The sequence below is a fragment of the Agriterribacter humi genome, assembly GCF_009192765.1.
Taxonomy (GTDB): Bacteria; Bacteroidota; Bacteroidia; order Chitinophagales; family Chitinophagaceae; genus Agriterribacter; species Agriterribacter humi.
The window spans coordinates 584,697-599,611 of record NZ_VOHQ01000001.1 but is presented as its reverse complement, the minus strand read 5'-3'; the positions used below and the strand labels follow the sequence as shown (position 1 = coordinate 599,611).

The window sequence follows — 14,915 nt, the reverse complement described above, 5'->3', positions numbered from 1 at the left end:
CCGGCATGAATAGGATGAATTGTTTAGGCAAATGTAATTATACTTTTACAACCCGGCTCATTTAGGATGGGTTTACTTGCAATACCTGTTATAATTCCTGCTTCAAAATTGTTCCGGGGAAGCCGGACAGGTACTGCTAAACATGGAATAAGATATAAACAGGTATGTCTTCCCGACTTATTACAGGCAGGCGGATTTAAAAATTTAAACTAAGTTTGCATCCATAAAATAATTAGTACCGTGGCATTGATTAAGAGCATATCCGGAATCCGGGGCACCATAGGAGGAAAACCTGGGGAAACACTTTCACCATTGGATACAGTAAAATTTACAGCGGCTTATGGAAGCTGGCTGGTTGCAAAAACCGGTAATAAGAAAGTAGTTATTGGACGAGACGGAAGGATAAGCGGGCCATTAATACAAAGCATTGTTGTAAGCACGCTGAATGCTCTTGGAATAGACGTAGTTGACCTGGGCTTAAGTACAACACCTACTGTAGAAGTTGCAGTAGTAATGGAAAAGGCCGGTGGGGGAATTATTTTAACTGCAAGCCACAACCCCAAAGAGTGGAATGCTTTGAAATTGCTGAACAGCAACGGAGAATTCATTTCGGCACAGGATGGAAAAGAGGTGCTGGAGATTGCGGACGCTGAAAATTTTACATTCGTTCCGGTTGATAAGCTGGGTACGGTAAAAGAAGATGACTCATATCTTAAAAAGCATATAGAAGCTATTACTTCTCTTAACCTGGTTGATATTGCAGCCGTTAAAGCCCGGAAATTTAAAATTATTGTAGATGCTGTAAACAGCACCGGCGCCCTGTTTGTGCCGGAGCTATTGCATGCCCTGGGCGTGCAGGCTAAGGATATTACAGTGATAAACGGGGAGATCAATGGTAAGTTTGCTCATAACCCCGAGCCGCTTCCCGAAAACCTGGGGGAGCTAAGCAATATGGTGCGCAAGAGCGGGGCAGATATGGGTATTGCCGTTGACCCAGACGTTGACCGGCTTTGTTTTGTATGTGAAGATGGTAGCATGTTTGGAGAAGAATATACACTGGTTGCCGTTGCCGATTACGTGTTAAGCAGGCAGCCCGGTAATACAGTCAGCAATATGTCTTCTACCCGGGCTTTAAAAGATATTACTTTAAAACATGGGGGGCAGTATTATCCCAGCGCTGTGGGCGAAGTAAATGTGGTGAACCGGATGAAAGAAATAAATGCTGTGATAGGTGGCGAAGGCAATGGAGGCATTATATTACCTGCTTTACATTACGGACGCGATGCCCTGGTGGGTATAGCGCTATTTCTTACCCAACTGGCAAAAACGCAAAAAAGCATCAAACAGTTAAGAGGCACCTACCCGGATTATTTTATCAGTAAAAACAAACTCGAACTGGAACATGGGGTAGACGTAAAGCAAGTGTTTGAAAAAATTAAAACCAAATATAAAAGCCATCCCGTTAATACCGAAGATGGTCTAAAAATTGAGTTTGATAACGATTGGGTACACCTGCGTACCAGTAATACGGAACCGATCATCCGCATTTATGCTGAAAGTAATTTTGAATCTACCGCAAATAACATAGCACTGCGCTTAATGCAGGATATCAGGGAATTGAAATAGTATAGTACTGCCGCTTTTTAATTTTTTGTTGCCTGCAGGTTTTGTGAGGATAAACTTAAATTTCGTGCAAAAAAGAATATATTTTGATAATGCCGCCACTACGGCGCTGGCTCCCGCTGTATTGGATGTGATGTTACCCTATATGACAGAGAAGTTTGGTAACCCTTCTTCTATTTATTCTTACGGGCGGGAAAGCAGGCTTGCAATTGAAAGCGCAAGGAAATCTGTTGCCAAAATACTCAATGCGCATCCCGCAGAAATTTTCTTTACCAGTGGGGGAACGGAAAGTTCCAATACAGCCATAACCGCTTCTGTAAGAGATCTGGGATGCAAACGCATAATTACTTCACCCATTGAGCACCATGCTGTTTTGCACACGGCAGAGTATTTACGGAACCGGGGAGAAGCGCAGCTTTCCTTTGTTAAATTATTGCCCAACGGTCATATTGACCTGGATAACCTGGAGCAGTTGCTTGCAGGCAGCGAAGAAAAAACTTTAGTTACGCTTATGCACGCCAATAATGAAATTGGTAACCTGCTTGACCTGCACGCGGTGGGCGAAATGTGTAAGCTGTATGGGGCAATTTTTCATTCAGACACGGTGCAAACAGTGGGTCATTATTCCATTGATCTGCGGCATACACCTGTTCATTTTATTACAGCAGCCGCTCATAAGTTTCACGGTCCTAAAGGCGTTGGTTTATTGTATATCAATGAAAATGTAAGCATACATCCTTATATACATGGCGGAAGCCAGGAAAGAAATATGCGCGCCGGAACAGAAAACCTGTATGGCATTGTAGGTTTCGCAAAAGCGCTTGAGCTGGCTACAGCCGCTTATGCAACAGATAGCGAGTTCATCAGATCCATTAAGCAGTATATGGCCGAACAGCTAAAAAAACATATCAAAGGCGTTGGATTTAACGGCGATTTTACAGGGAGAAGTTTGTATACCGTGCTAAATGTGAGCTTGCCGAAAACTGAAAAATCGGAAATGCTTTTGTTTAATCTTGATATCAATAACATATGTGCATCCGGTGGGAGTGCATGCACCAGCGGCGCAGACCAGGGCTCTCATGTTATCCGCTCTGTTAATAATAACCCCAACAGGGTTGCCGTTCGTTTTTCATTCTGCAGGCATAACACAAAAGAGGAAGTAGATATAGTGGTTGAAAAACTAAAGGAGTTGATATGATCCTATGGTTGATTGGTTCATTAGTGATTGGTTGGTCGGTTCATTGGTGATTGGTTCCGTTCCTTCGGGTAACAATACCTCCCTGCAACTTGCAACCCGTAACAAATAGTTGACACCTCACCCCTCACTCTTCTTTTTCGCTGAACAATACCCTGTTTCCAAACGGATCCGTTACTTCCATCGTAATGGCGTTCCATGGCGTATGCTCTAATCCGGGACGATTGTATTTGTACTTTTTTTCGGATAGCAGGGTATAAAACTCACCGGCTTTTGCATAGTCAAAAATGCGCAACACGGGAATGACTTTATTGCTCATGGTTTAAAAGTTTGCGCAGCAGGCTAACTTTTCGGTTACTCGGTTTTTAACAACTTTTCATGCAGTGCAATAACCTGTGGTATTAATAATTGTTGTTCATTATTGTATATCACAAAATCACAAAGCTTCATTTTTAATTCTTCATTCACCTGGTTGCTCATGCGCTTCAGTACTTCATCCCGGCTAATCGTATCCCGCTGCATCGTTCGTAGAATACGAAGGGACTTAGGTGCATATACGCCTATTACCAGGTCAAGCCCGTTCTGCGAGCCACTTTCGAAGATCAATGCAGCTTCCTTAATTGCATATGCTGCCTGCTGCTGTAGCATCCATTTTTCTGCAGCTCTTATGGTGGCCGGGTGAACCAGTGAATTTAGTAAAGCTAACTTTTCTTTGTTTTGAAAAACAATGGACGAAATATATGCCCGGTTAAGCGTGCCATCTGTATATGCAGCTTTACCAAAATGCTCAATTATTAATGCTTTAAGGCTTTCGTCTTCATTCATAATGGTTTTGGCAGCGGCATCCGCATAGTATACCGGTATACCCAATAGTTCAAATATACGGGCAACCATGGTTTTGCCTGATCCTATGCCTCCTGTTAAGCCAATTTTGAGCACTCCATTTTAAATTTTAGCCATTTTTGAACTTTATGTAAAACAAAAATCCGAAATCCTTTTAATATTCGGATTTCGGATTCTGAAACTGAGGTTTCGTAAAAGCTTATTTTTTGTCAGCAGCAGTTCCGCTGTTCAATTGCTTGCTCCATTCCATGCTTACAGCGCTTTTTTCAATGCGCAGGTAGCTTCCGGGACTCACTTCCAACTGGATGGTATTGTCTTCTATCTTATCAATTTTGCCATGTATGCCGGCAATGGTTACTATTTTATCGCCTTTTTGCAGGTTGCTTTGAAAGTTTTTGGCTTCTTTTGCTTTTTTAGTTTGGGGGCGGATCATAAAGAAGTAGAACACAGCAATAATACCAACCAGCATTATCATCTGCATCATTTGAGCGTTTCCTCCGCCACTTTGTAATAAAACGAAATAATTGTTCATGTTGATGATTTAAATATATAAGTACTAACTCTTTTTATTAACGATTACATTAAAAGTAAGGCCATAGGTTTCCGGTTGTGTATTGGCTACTACTGTAATGGTTTTATGATTGGGACCTGGTTTGTTATGGCTGTCGAACACTGCTTTAATGATTCCTTCCTTACCGGGTGCAATAGGTTCCAATGGTTTTTCGGCTACCGTACAGCCACAGGACGGGCGGACATCTTTTATAATCAGTGGTTTTTCACCGGTGTTTTTAAAGCGATAAACGATCTCTATTTTCTCCCCTTCTGTAATAGTGCCTTTATTAAAAGTTGAATCCAGCCATTGGATGGTAGTAATGGCCGCGGGTTCACTGGCAGGTGTGTTTGCCTGAACAGCAATATCGCTATCCCCGGGTTTGTTTTCCGAAGACTGGCAGGCCGTAAATACAATGCCAAAAACAGCCAGCAGTAAAAAAGGATTTTTTGTCATAATTGCAAAAACTTTTTGAAGGTGCAAATGTATGCATTTGGAGGTATATCACGGCTTCATCAATGCCACTAATTTCAGGGTTTTTTATAAGATATTTTGTGCAGTTTATCCTGCGCCAGCAAATCTTTATGGATGTTATCTAGTATGCCGTTCACAAACTGCCCGCTTTGGGGGGTGCTGTACTCTTTAGCCAGGTCAATATATTCGTTTATGGTAACTTTTGTTGGAATGGTTTCAAAATACAGGAATTCACATACGCCCATCCGCATCAAAATCATATCCAGAACGGCAATTCTTTCAGCATCCCAGTTTTTTAATTTGGGTTTGATCAATTCCATGCAATAGGATTCCTTATTGATTACTGCATCTAACAGTTCGTTGGCAAATTTTCTTTTTTCTGTGCCCAGCATATCCTGGAAATTGCAGTTCACGGGTTTTTGCAGAAAGTTCAGTATAAGCTGGTTCATCATTTCTGCATCATCATCCCAGTGAATAAAAATATCCTCCATTTCCGATATAAAATCATCATTGGGAAGCATGAGATCGGTAAAGATAAATTCCAGGATATTTTTTTCCGATTTTTTATTGCGTTCCTGTAATTCAATGTATTCCTTATATACAGGAGTTTCAGCCAGTTGCAGGTATGTTTTCCGGATAAAAGGGGGGTTATCCCATTGCTGGGGTTTAATGTCACTACAGGCTTTCTGGTAGGAGGGATCTTCCATAATCTTCCAGATCAGTTCATTGCCTGCAATTTTAATATTTACATTCAGATCCTGTTCGGTAGGCAAATGCTTGGACGACCTGTTATGGGAATCCTTTTCGGCATAACGCGCCACCTGTATTATAAAATGAAGGAGATAAACAAATAATTGCCGCGATTGCTCCAGGTGTTTATCCAATAGCCTGTTCGCTTTATCTTTCTGGTCTTCGGCCGCATCAATGGTATACAGCGTTTGCATTACTTTAACCCGGATATTTCTTCTGCTAATCATCTTAAAGAGCTTATTATGCGGCGGCGAAGATAGGAAATTTGAAGCAGGTTTCAGGTCTCAGGTTACAGGATTGAGCTATCGGACTTCAATTTCAAATTTCAAACCTGTCCGCCGTGGCGGATATTAAATCTCAAATGCACCTGTTACCTGGCAAACCTAACAGGTTGTGCAAATTTGGCATACCGCTCTGTGTCAAACGCTGCCAAGTTTTTGATTTGACCCCGTAATTATCATCAAAACATGAAAATTTTTCCGGGCTTGACGCTTTGGCATATTATTCGTTTACCTTTGGCAGCCTTAAAGATTTATAAAACCAATCTTTAACCAACACAAAAAAATTATTAACTATGTCTAAAAAGTTCAATGTAACTCCACTCCATGACAGGGTGATTGTGAAGCCCGCCGCTGCCGAAGAAAAAACTGCCGGTGGCATTATTATTCCTGATACCGCTAAAGAAAAACCTCAGCGCGGAACTGTTGTTGCAGCAGGACCAGGCAAAAAAGATGAGCCGGTAAGTGTAAAATCGGGCGATACCGTTTTATATGGCAAATATGCCGGTACTGAAATTACGATTGAAGGTGCTGATTATCTCATTATGAGAGAATCTGACATTTTAGCGATCGTATAATGAATAAACGCAAAATCAGTTTGTCTCTAAACCGGGGACGATTTTCATTTCAAATTACAAATTCACAAATTTTCAAATTGTTATAATTATGGCAAAACAATTATTCTTCGAAGTTGAAGCCCGCAATAAAATGAAAAGAGGGGTTGATATCCTTGCCAATGCGGTAAAGGTTACCCTGGGGCCAAAAGGACGTAACGTGGTATTGGAAAAGAAATTTGGTGCACCCGCAGTAACTAAAGATGGTGTTACTGTAGCTAAAGAAATTGAACTGGAAGATCCTATTGAAAATATGGGCGCCCAGATGGTAAAAGAAGTAGCCAGCAAAACTGCTGATATTGCAGGTGATGGTACTACTACCGCCACTGTGCTGGCCCAGTCTATTATCAGCGAAGGTTTAAAGAATGTTGCTGCCGGTGCTAATCCCATGGATTTGAAGCGCGGTATTACCAAAGCGGTTGAGAAAGTAGTTGAACACTTGCGCGGACAGTCACAGGCTGTAGGTTCCGACAGTAAAAAAATTCAGCAGGTAGCTTCTATTTCTGCTAATAATGATGAAACCATAGGTAAACTGATTGCCGAAGCTTTCGGTAAAGTGGGTAAAGACGGTGTAATTACCGTTGAAGAAGCCCGCGGTACAGAAACAACTGTAGAAGTGGTAGAAGGTATGCAGTTCGACCGTGGTTATGTTTCTCCTTATTTCGTTACCAACAGCGAAAAAATGGAAGCTGAACTGGAAAAGCCCTATATTCTTATCTACGACAAAAAGATCAGCACCATGAAGGATATCCTTCAAATTCTGGAGAAAGTAGCTCAGCAGGGCGCTCCTTTGCTGATCATTTCTGAAGACCTGGAAGGTGAAGCATTGGCCACCCTGGTGGTAAATAAATTGCGCGGTACGCTTAAAGTAGCTGCAGTTAAAGCTCCCGGTTTCGGCGACAGAAGAAAAGAAATGCTTACAGATATCGGTATTCTTACTGCCGGTACTGTAATAAGCGAAGACATGGGGCATAAATTAGAAGGCGTTGACCTTACTTCCTTAGGAAGAGCAGAAAGAGTAGTTATTGATAAGGACAATACTACCATTGTTGGTGGTAAAGGTAAAAAAGTGGATATCGCCGGACGTGTTAACCAGATCAAAGCACAGATCGAATCAACAACTTCCGATTATGATAAAGAGAAATTACAGGAACGCCTTGCTAAATTAAGCGGTGGTGTGGCTGTATTGCAGGTTGGCGCTGCTACCGAAATGGAAATGAAAGAAAAGAAAGACCGTGTGGATGATGCTTTGCATGCAACCCGCGCTGCGGTTGAAGAAGGTATCGTTCCTGGTGGTGGTGTAGCATATATACGCGCTATCGAATCATTAGAAAAATTCAAAGGACTGAACGAAGATGAACTGACCGGAATTGCTATTGTAAAAAGGGCTATTGAAGAACCGCTCCGCCAGATTGTTATCAACAGCGGTATTGAAGGCAGCATTGTTGTACAAAAAGTAAAAGAAGGTAAGGGTGATTACGGCTTTAATGCCAGAACAGAAATATATGAAAACCTGTTCAAAGCCGGCGTTATTGATCCTACCAAGGTTACCCGTATTGCACTGGAAAATGCAGCTTCAATTGCTGGTATGTTGCTCACTACAGAATGTGTGATTGCCGACAAGCCTAAGAAAGAAGAAGCAGCCGGGCATAACCATGGCGCCCCTGATATGGGTGGAATGGGTTATTAATCTGCCTTTCTTAAAGCAAATAATAACAGGTCCCGCTTCTGCAAAGAAGCGGGATTTTTTTATTACGGTGTGGAGCTGTCAGCAATCAGTCACCAGCCGTTAGCCAGAGAGTGTGTGAGTAGTACTCTACCTGGTAATCATATTTTTTCGTAAATAGCATCAAATACGGATCGTAATGAAATTATACCGGCTTTATATTATGCTGCTGGCAAATGCCCTGTTATGGCTGGGATGTAATAATGCCACGCCGGATCAATACTCCGGCTGGGGAATGGTAAATGGTAATTACACCGGAAACAAGTATTCTTCCCTGGCGCAAATAGATACCGGCAATGTTAAGCAACTGCAGGTAGCTTGGATTTACCGTACAGGCGATGCAGATACAGCGGCGCATTCACAAATCCAATGCAATCCTGTAATTGTTAATGGCATACTCTATGCCGTATCGCCACAACTTAAATTGTTAGCGCTTGATGCTGCTACCGGTATACTCAAATGGGAGTTTCTTCCTTATGATACAGCGGGCGCAGGTAAGAAACCGAACTTCAATCTCAACAACAACCGTGGTGTTGCGTATTGGAGCGATGACAAAGATGATAAGCGGCTATTTTATACGGCTGGTGCATTTATTTATGCTGTTGATGCCGGCACGGGTAAAACAATCGCCGGTTTTGGTAAAAAAGGCAAACTGGATTTACATGAAGGGCTGGGCGAAGAGGCGGCCGGTCTCTTTGTTACGGCAACGTCTGCTCCCACCATTTATAAAGATCTTTTGTTAACAGGTACACGGGTTTCCGAAGGTATGGATGCGGCGCCCGGGCATATCCGTGCTTTTGATGTGCGTACCGGACAAATGAAATGGATCTTTCATACCATACCACAGCCCGGAGAGCCGGGCTATGAAACCTGGGAAGATAAGGATGCATGGAAAGTGACCGGGGGAGCTAACAACTGGATGGGCATGACCATTGACCAGAAACGCGGCATTGCCTATGCGTCCACAGGGTCGGCCGCTATGGATTTTTATGGTGGCAAAAGGCTGGGCGCTAACCTGTATGCAGATTGTTTGCTGGCCCTGGATGCGTTAACCGGAAAGTTACGCTGGCATTTTCAATATATTCATCACGATACCTGGGATTATGATCCATCTTCTGCACCGGTGTTGCTAACGGTAACGCATAATGGAAAAGAAATTGACGCGGTGGCACAGACCACTAAAACAGGTTTTGTATTTATATTCAACCGCGATACCGGTGAACCTTTATTTCCCATAGCGGAAACGCCTGTAGATACTTCTGGTGCATTGCATGGCGAAAGATTATGGCCCACACAACCCATTCCGCAAAAGCCCATGCCTTTTGTGCGGCAGTCTTTTTTAGAAAAAGATATCAATCCTTATTTGTCACCGGAGGAATCGGAGGAAGTAAAAAAACAGTTGAGATCATACCGCACGGGTAAAATGTTTATGCCCGGCTCGCTGCAGGGTACCATTGTATTACCAGGGTTTGATGGCGGCGGGGAATGGGGTGGTCCGGCCGTTGATCCCGAAACAGGATTGCTGTATGTGAACGCCAATGAAATGGCCTGGATATTGAAAATGGAAGAGGTTAAAAAGAAGGAAAGCTACAACGAAAATTATTTACAGGCCGGGCAACGCTTATACCAGCAACATTGTACCAGTTGTCATGGAAAAGATATGAAAGGCGGTGGTAATTATCCTTCTATAGCCGGCATGGATAAAAAATACGACAAGACATCACTGATTGAATTTATAAATAATGGACGACGGATGATGCCCGCTTTTAGCCATCTGAAACAGGAAGAAAAAGAAGCCATTGCTTCGGTAGTACTGAATGTGAAGAATGAATATCAACGCAAATTTGAAATACAACAAACAGCGGCTGATATATTCCGCCAGTTGCCTTACCGGTTTACAGGGTATGATAAATTTTTGACTAAAACCGGCAAGCCTGCTTTAGCGCCTCCATGGGGAACACTTACGGCCATTGATTTAAATACGGGCGAGCATGTATGGAAAACCGTTCTTGGGGAAGATGCAGCGTTTAAAGAAATGGGGATAAAAGAAACGGGAACAGAAAATTATGGCGGGCCTGTTGTTACCAAAACCGGGCTTTTGTTTATAGCCGCCACTAAGGATGCTAAGTTCAGGGCTTTTAATAAAAGCAACGGGAAATTATTATGGGAAACCACTTTGCCCGCACCCGGCTTTGCTACACCTGCTATGTATGAAGTGAATGGCAAGCAGTTTATCGTTATTGCATGCGGTGGTGGAAAATTGGGTACAGCTTCCGGCGATGCGTACGTGGCTTTTGCATTGCCATAGCATTTAATTTGTATCCGCATTAAGGAGTCGGATGAAACGTATGATATCGTTGCGATTAATTGTTATAGATGCTTCCCTGCCTGCCGGTAGTCAAGCTGCGTTAGCATGACAAGCAGTGTAAAGGTGATGAGCTTTCCCGCTAATGCTGAACAAAGAACCCACTGTCTGTCACCCTGACGCAGGAAGGGTCTGGCTCCGACCTTCGGCATCTTCAGCGCGATTAAGTGTTTTGTGCAAACACGACCAGGTAATATTTGTATCTTAGAATAAGAACGATCATTCTTATTCCTTCAATACTTCTGCTATGCATGCAAAAATCACGCTTGCTGTATTAACATGTTTACTATGCTGCTGCAATGGCATTGCACAAAAAACAGCCACCGGTTCCCTGCTGGTGTTGAATAAAGCAGACAATACCCTGGTTGTTGTTGATGGAGCAACTTTAAAAGTAGTAGCCACCGTGCCCACCGGCGAAGGGCCGCATGAAATGACGGTATCGGATGATGGTAAGCTGGCTTTTGTTGCCAACTATGGTGCACAACAGCATGGACATAGTCTTTGTGTTGTTGATATAGCTGCCCGGAAAGAAATCCGCCGGGTTGAACTGGGCTCTTTGCTGCGCCCTCACGGCATTGAAGCAAAAGCAGGTAAAGTATATTTTATTTCAGAGCTTACGCGAACGGTGGGCCGCTATGATTTTGCCGCTGATAAAATTGACTGGCTCACGGGAACCGGGCAGGATGGCGGACATATGCTGGTATTAACACCTGATGGTAAACGAATGTATACAGCAAACAGGGTATCCAATACCGTTACTTCCATTGACATTGGTACACCGGCATCGCCAGGGAAAATGATGCAGATCGCAACGGGCAGCAAACCTGAAGGAATTGATATTTCACCCGATGGCAAAGAAGTATGGGTGGGTAATACCGGTGATGGAACCATTGATATCATAGATGTGGCGTCCAATGCCATAAAGCAAAGCTTCGCGGTTGGAAAAGTGCCTATCCGCGTTAAGTTTACGCCCGATGGCAAAAGAGTGCTGGTATCCGATAATGGTGCGGGAGAGCTGATCATCATAGACGCCACTACGCGCAAAGTGATCAAACGGGTTAAGGCGGAGGGTGCACCGGTAGGGATACTGATCGTTCGGGATGGCAGAAAGGCTTTTGTTGCACGCAGCGGATCGGGCATAGTAAGTGTGTTTGACCTGGATACACTGGAATTTACAGACGATATTAAAACCGGCAACGGACCGGATGGCATGGGATGGGCAAGATAGTTTGTGGTTTGTAATTTGTAGTTTATCGTTGCATTTAGGGCTATCAGCAATCAGCCGTCAGGTATCAGTGCGTTAATTACTAACGATAGTGAATACTACTTCATCATGTATTGGCCGTAGCTCAAAACTGATTGCTGACAGCTTCTTTCGGATTTCGAATTCCCGGCTTCGGATCTTTTTAGTTTACAGTTTATTATTATAGTTGCATTTGTCTTCGAATTTCGAATTTTCTGCTTTGAATTTGACATTTGAATTTTATTTGATTCCACTTGCTTTGTATTTCCCCAGATTTCGGATTGTTTCACGCAAAGTGCGCAAAGAAGCAGCGGACGCAAAGAAAGGTTTACAGTTTGGAGTTTAAAGAACTACAAACCATAAACCATAAATTATAAACTTCTCTGTGTGTCCCTGTGGTGCAGCGGTTTATTTCAAAAACCCTCTCAGCACATATTGCAGGATACCGCCGTTTTCAAAATACGCCACATCAATGGCGGAATCTAACCTTGCTTTTGCTTCAAATGTTATTGTTTCACCGGAATCTTTTCTTGCTATGACTTTTATTTTTTTAAAGGGATACAAATCTTCAGCTATCCCTGTAATATCAAATTTTTCTTTACCCGTTAAGCCCAATGTTTCCGCGGTTTCTCCTGCCGGAAATTCCAAAGGCAAAATACCCATACCTACCAAATTACTCCTGTGAATGCGTTCAAAGCTTTCGGCAATTACCACTTTAACACCCAACAGGCTTGGCCCTTTTGCCGCCCAGTCTCTCGATGAACCACTGCCATATTCTTTACCAGCTAAAACGATCAGCGGTGTTTGGTCTGCCGCGTATTTCATTGCCGTATCAAATACCGTCAGTGTTTCGTTGGTCGGTAAATAAGTTGAAAATCCGCCCACCTTGTCTGTGATCTTATTTTTAATACGCACATTGGCGAAGGTGCCGCGCATCATCACTTCATGGTTCCCCCTGCGGGAGCCGTAGGAGTTAAAATCTTTCCGGGCCACGCCTTTGCTAACTAAGTATTGTCCTGCTGCGGTTTGTTCGCCAAAAGCGCCTGCCGGTGAAATATGATCCGTGGTAACCGAATCTCCCAGAAATAACAGTACACGCGCGTCTTTGATATCGGATAGTTTTTCCGGAATGTTACTAAGGTTTTGAAAGAAGGGCGCCTCCTGGATATAAGTAGAATGGTTATCCCAAACATATTTCGTGCCTTCGGGCGCTACTAAGTTTTTCCAGTCTTCCTCTCCTTCAAAAATTACACTGTATACCTTTTCAAAATCTTCCACACGCATACAGGCTTTTATCGTTTCATTGATTTCTTCCTGGGTAGGCCAGATATCTTTCAGGTAAACGGGCTCGCCATTGGGATCGTAATCCAAAGGATCATGCAGCAGATCAACATCTACACGCCCCACCAATGAAAAAGCTACTACCAGCATTGGCGACATTAAGAAATTCATCTTTACCTGCGGATGTACCCTCGCTTCAAAATTGCGGTTACCCGATAATACGGAAGCTACTATCATTTCACTCTTGTCAATGGCCTCGGCTATATGCGGTGGGAGCGGACCGCTGTTGCCGATACAGGAAGTACAACCATATCCAACAGTATGAAATCGCAATGCTTCCAGGTCTTCGGCTAACCCTGAACGTTGCAGGTAGCTGGTTACCACTTTGGAACCAGGGGCCAGGCTTGTTTTTACCCACGACTTTGACCGCAATCCTCTTTCAATGGCTTTCCTGGCTACCAATCCCGCCCCCACCATAACTGTAGGGTTAGAAGTATTGGTGCAACTGGTAATGGCTGCAATAACAATGCTTCCATCGCTCAGCACATATTCCTTGTTTTTTATTTTTATTCTTACCGATCTCAGGTTGTTTTCTTTTTCTACAGTAATGCCGGCATGTTCCTGGCGTGGTGAATACGAAAATTCGGTACCCGAACCGCCTTCCGCAAGCCAGGCATGTTCCTGGCGGCTGTGAAACGGAACATAATCTCTTAAAAATTCTGTCTTAAGCACCTCTGTGAATTTTTCGTCTAATTCTTCCAGTAATATTTTATCCTGCGGACGTTTTGGCCCGGCAACCGTAGGCCGCAAACTGTCGAGGTTCAATTCCAGCACATGGGAGTATTCAATGGCTTCATTTCCCGTGCGCCAGAGCATATTGTCCTGACAATATTTTTTTACAAGATCAATTTGTTGCTGGCTGCGGGCGGTGCGCTTCATATAATCCAGCGTTTGATCGTCTATTGGAAAATAAGTAACCGTGCAACCAAATTCCGGCGACATATTGGATATGGTAGCCCGGTCGGTAACCGTTAAATGATCCAGCCCGTTTCCAAATACTTCAACAAATTTTCCAACTACGCCATAATCGCGAAGCAGCTTTGTTATGGTAAGCACCATATCGGTTGCGGTGCATCCCTGCGGGATTTTGCCTGTTAATTTTAAACCTACCACCTGCGGGCACGAAAAATAAATGGGTTGTCCCAGCATAGCGGCTTCGGCTTCAATGCCGCCAACGCCCCAGGCCAAAACACCAATTCCATTTACCATCGGGGTATGCGAATCGGTCCCTACAAGCGTATCAGGGAAGGCCCATCCATCTCTTTCAATAACACCTTTGGCTAAGTATTCTAAGTTTACCTGGTGACAAATGCCCATGCCCGGGGGCACAACAGTAAAATTATCCAATCCCTTTTGCGCCCATTTTAGAAGTTTATATCGTTCGGCATTGCGTTCATATTCTAAAGCCACATTGCTTTTATAGGAATAATCCGTGCCAAAAAAATCTACCTGTACAGAGTGGTCAATTACAAGATCTACTGGTATAGCCGGGTTGATCCTTGATCCATCCCCCCCTTTCCGGATCAATTCAGCACGAAGAGATGCGATATCTACCACAGCGGGAACGCCTGTAAAGTCCTGCATCAGCACGCGTGCCGGTTTAAACGGAATATCCTTATCCGATCCTGCAGCATTCCATCCGGTTAAAGTATGCAGGTGCTCATCGGTAATGGCAAAGCCATCGTGGTTGCGAAGTATGTTTTCCAGCAATATCCTGATGGAAAAAGGAAGGCGATGAATATTTTTTCCTTCCTGCTGAAGTTTTGTAAGCGAAGCGATTTTATTATTCATGATTTTAAAATTATTCTGTTCTGTAGAATGCTTAATGTAAGCAATTTTTTTGAGATGAAGCATTGTGCTCATGTTTCAGGTTTCAGGGACGGCCCTGCAACTTGCACCTTGCACCTACGAGC

Annotated in this window: 12 protein-coding genes; 6 read left to right on the top strand and 6 right to left on the bottom strand. The window is 43.4% G+C overall.

Annotation, left to right across the window (positions count from 1 at the left end; translation table 11 throughout):
- Positions 1-240 precede the first annotated feature (240 nt).
- Both glmM and FRX45_RS02270 read left to right on the top strand, forming a co-directional pair.
- Positions 241-1,626 (top strand): phosphoglucosamine mutase, encoded by a 1,386-nt coding sequence (glmM, locus tag FRX45_RS02275; protein WP_152266756.1) that lies wholly within the window; start codon positions 241-243, stop codon positions 1,624-1,626.
- Between the two features lie 64 nt (positions 1,627-1,690).
- Positions 1,691-2,821: a cysteine desulfurase family protein gene (locus tag FRX45_RS02270; RefSeq protein WP_152266755.1), complete on the top strand. Its 1,131-nt coding sequence runs from the start codon at positions 1,691-1,693 to the stop codon at positions 2,819-2,821.
- Positions 2,822-2,945: 124 nt separating this feature from the next.
- Here the strand turns inward: FRX45_RS02270 and FRX45_RS02265 are convergent, their stop codons facing one another.
- The 5 genes from FRX45_RS02265 to nusB all read right to left on the bottom strand — a co-directional run bounded on the left by FRX45_RS02265 (position 2,946) and on the right by nusB (position 5,662).
- Complete coding sequence (locus tag FRX45_RS02265) at positions 2,946-3,137, bottom strand: glyoxalase superfamily protein (RefSeq protein WP_152266754.1); 192 nt, start codon at positions 3,135-3,137, stop codon at positions 2,946-2,948.
- A gap of 35 nt (positions 3,138-3,172) precedes the next feature.
- Positions 3,173-3,757: a dephospho-CoA kinase gene (gene coaE, locus FRX45_RS02260; protein WP_152266753.1), complete on the bottom strand. Its 585-nt coding sequence runs from the start codon at positions 3,755-3,757 to the stop codon at positions 3,173-3,175.
- Positions 3,758-3,860: 103 nt separating this feature from the next.
- On the bottom strand, positions 3,861-4,193 hold the full coding sequence (gene yajC / locus FRX45_RS02255) for a preprotein translocase subunit YajC (RefSeq protein WP_152266752.1): 333 nt from the start codon (positions 4,191-4,193) through the stop codon (positions 3,861-3,863).
- Between the two features lie 24 nt (positions 4,194-4,217).
- Positions 4,218-4,667: a DUF1573 domain-containing protein gene (locus FRX45_RS02250; RefSeq protein ID WP_152266751.1), complete on the bottom strand. Its 450-nt coding sequence runs from the start codon at positions 4,665-4,667 to the stop codon at positions 4,218-4,220.
- Between the two features lie 74 nt (positions 4,668-4,741).
- On the bottom strand, positions 4,742-5,662 hold the full coding sequence (gene nusB, locus FRX45_RS02245) for a transcription antitermination factor NusB (RefSeq protein ID WP_152266750.1): 921 nt from the start codon (positions 5,660-5,662) through the stop codon (positions 4,742-4,744).
- Between the two features lie 347 nt (positions 5,663-6,009).
- Here nusB and FRX45_RS02240 point away from each other — a divergent pair, with 347 nt between their 5' ends.
- The 4 genes from FRX45_RS02240 (at position 6,010) to FRX45_RS02225 (ending at position 11,646) form a co-directional block, all read left to right on the top strand.
- Complete coding sequence (locus FRX45_RS02240; RefSeq protein WP_152266749.1) at positions 6,010-6,291, top strand: co-chaperone GroES; 282 nt, start codon at positions 6,010-6,012, stop codon at positions 6,289-6,291.
- 88 nt (positions 6,292-6,379) lie between these two features.
- Positions 6,380-8,017: a chaperonin GroEL gene (gene groL / locus FRX45_RS02235; protein ID WP_152266748.1), complete on the top strand. Its 1,638-nt coding sequence runs from the start codon at positions 6,380-6,382 to the stop codon at positions 8,015-8,017.
- A gap of 175 nt (positions 8,018-8,192) precedes the next feature.
- A complete protein-coding gene (locus FRX45_RS02230; RefSeq protein ID WP_152266747.1) occupies positions 8,193-10,361 on the top strand; it encodes an outer membrane protein assembly factor BamB family protein in 2,169 nt (722 codons plus the stop codon).
- A gap of 304 nt (positions 10,362-10,665) precedes the next feature.
- On the top strand, positions 10,666-11,646 hold the full coding sequence (locus FRX45_RS02225; protein ID WP_152266746.1) for a YVTN family beta-propeller repeat protein: 981 nt from the start codon (positions 10,666-10,668) through the stop codon (positions 11,644-11,646).
- A 423-nt stretch (positions 11,647-12,069) separates the two neighbouring features.
- Here the strand turns inward: FRX45_RS02225 and acnA are convergent, their stop codons facing one another.
- Positions 12,070-14,865 (bottom strand): aconitate hydratase AcnA, encoded by a 2,796-nt coding sequence (gene acnA / locus FRX45_RS02220; protein WP_226804880.1) that lies wholly within the window; start codon positions 14,863-14,865, stop codon positions 12,070-12,072.
- Positions 14,866-14,915 lie beyond the last annotated feature (50 nt).

Bases quoted from the DNA above. Each gene is read 5' to 3' on its own strand.
- groL (WP_152266748.1), top strand. From the start codon at position 6,380: ATGGCAAAACAATTATTCTTCGAAGTTGAAGCCCGCAATAAAATGAAA.
- FRX45_RS02225 (WP_152266746.1), top strand. From the start codon at position 10,666: ATGCATGCAAAAATCACGCTTGCTGTATTAACATGTTTACTATGCTGC.
- yajC (WP_152266752.1), bottom strand. From the start codon at position 4,193: ATGAACAATTATTTCGTTTTATTACAAAGTGGCGGAGGAAACGCTCAA.
- FRX45_RS02230 (WP_152266747.1), top strand. From the start codon at position 8,193: ATGAAATTATACCGGCTTTATATTATGCTGCTGGCAAATGCCCTGTTA.
- nusB (WP_152266750.1), bottom strand. From the start codon at position 5,662: ATGATTAGCAGAAGAAATATCCGGGTTAAAGTAATGCAAACGCTGTAT.
- acnA (WP_226804880.1), bottom strand. From the start codon at position 14,865: ATGAGCACAATGCTTCATCTCAAAAAAATTGCTTACATTAAGCATTCT.
- FRX45_RS02250 (WP_152266751.1), bottom strand. From the start codon at position 4,667: ATGACAAAAAATCCTTTTTTACTGCTGGCTGTTTTTGGCATTGTATTT.
- FRX45_RS02240 (WP_152266749.1), top strand. From the start codon at position 6,010: ATGTCTAAAAAGTTCAATGTAACTCCACTCCATGACAGGGTGATTGTG.
- FRX45_RS02265 (WP_152266754.1), bottom strand. From the start codon at position 3,137: ATGAGCAATAAAGTCATTCCCGTGTTGCGCATTTTTGACTATGCAAAA.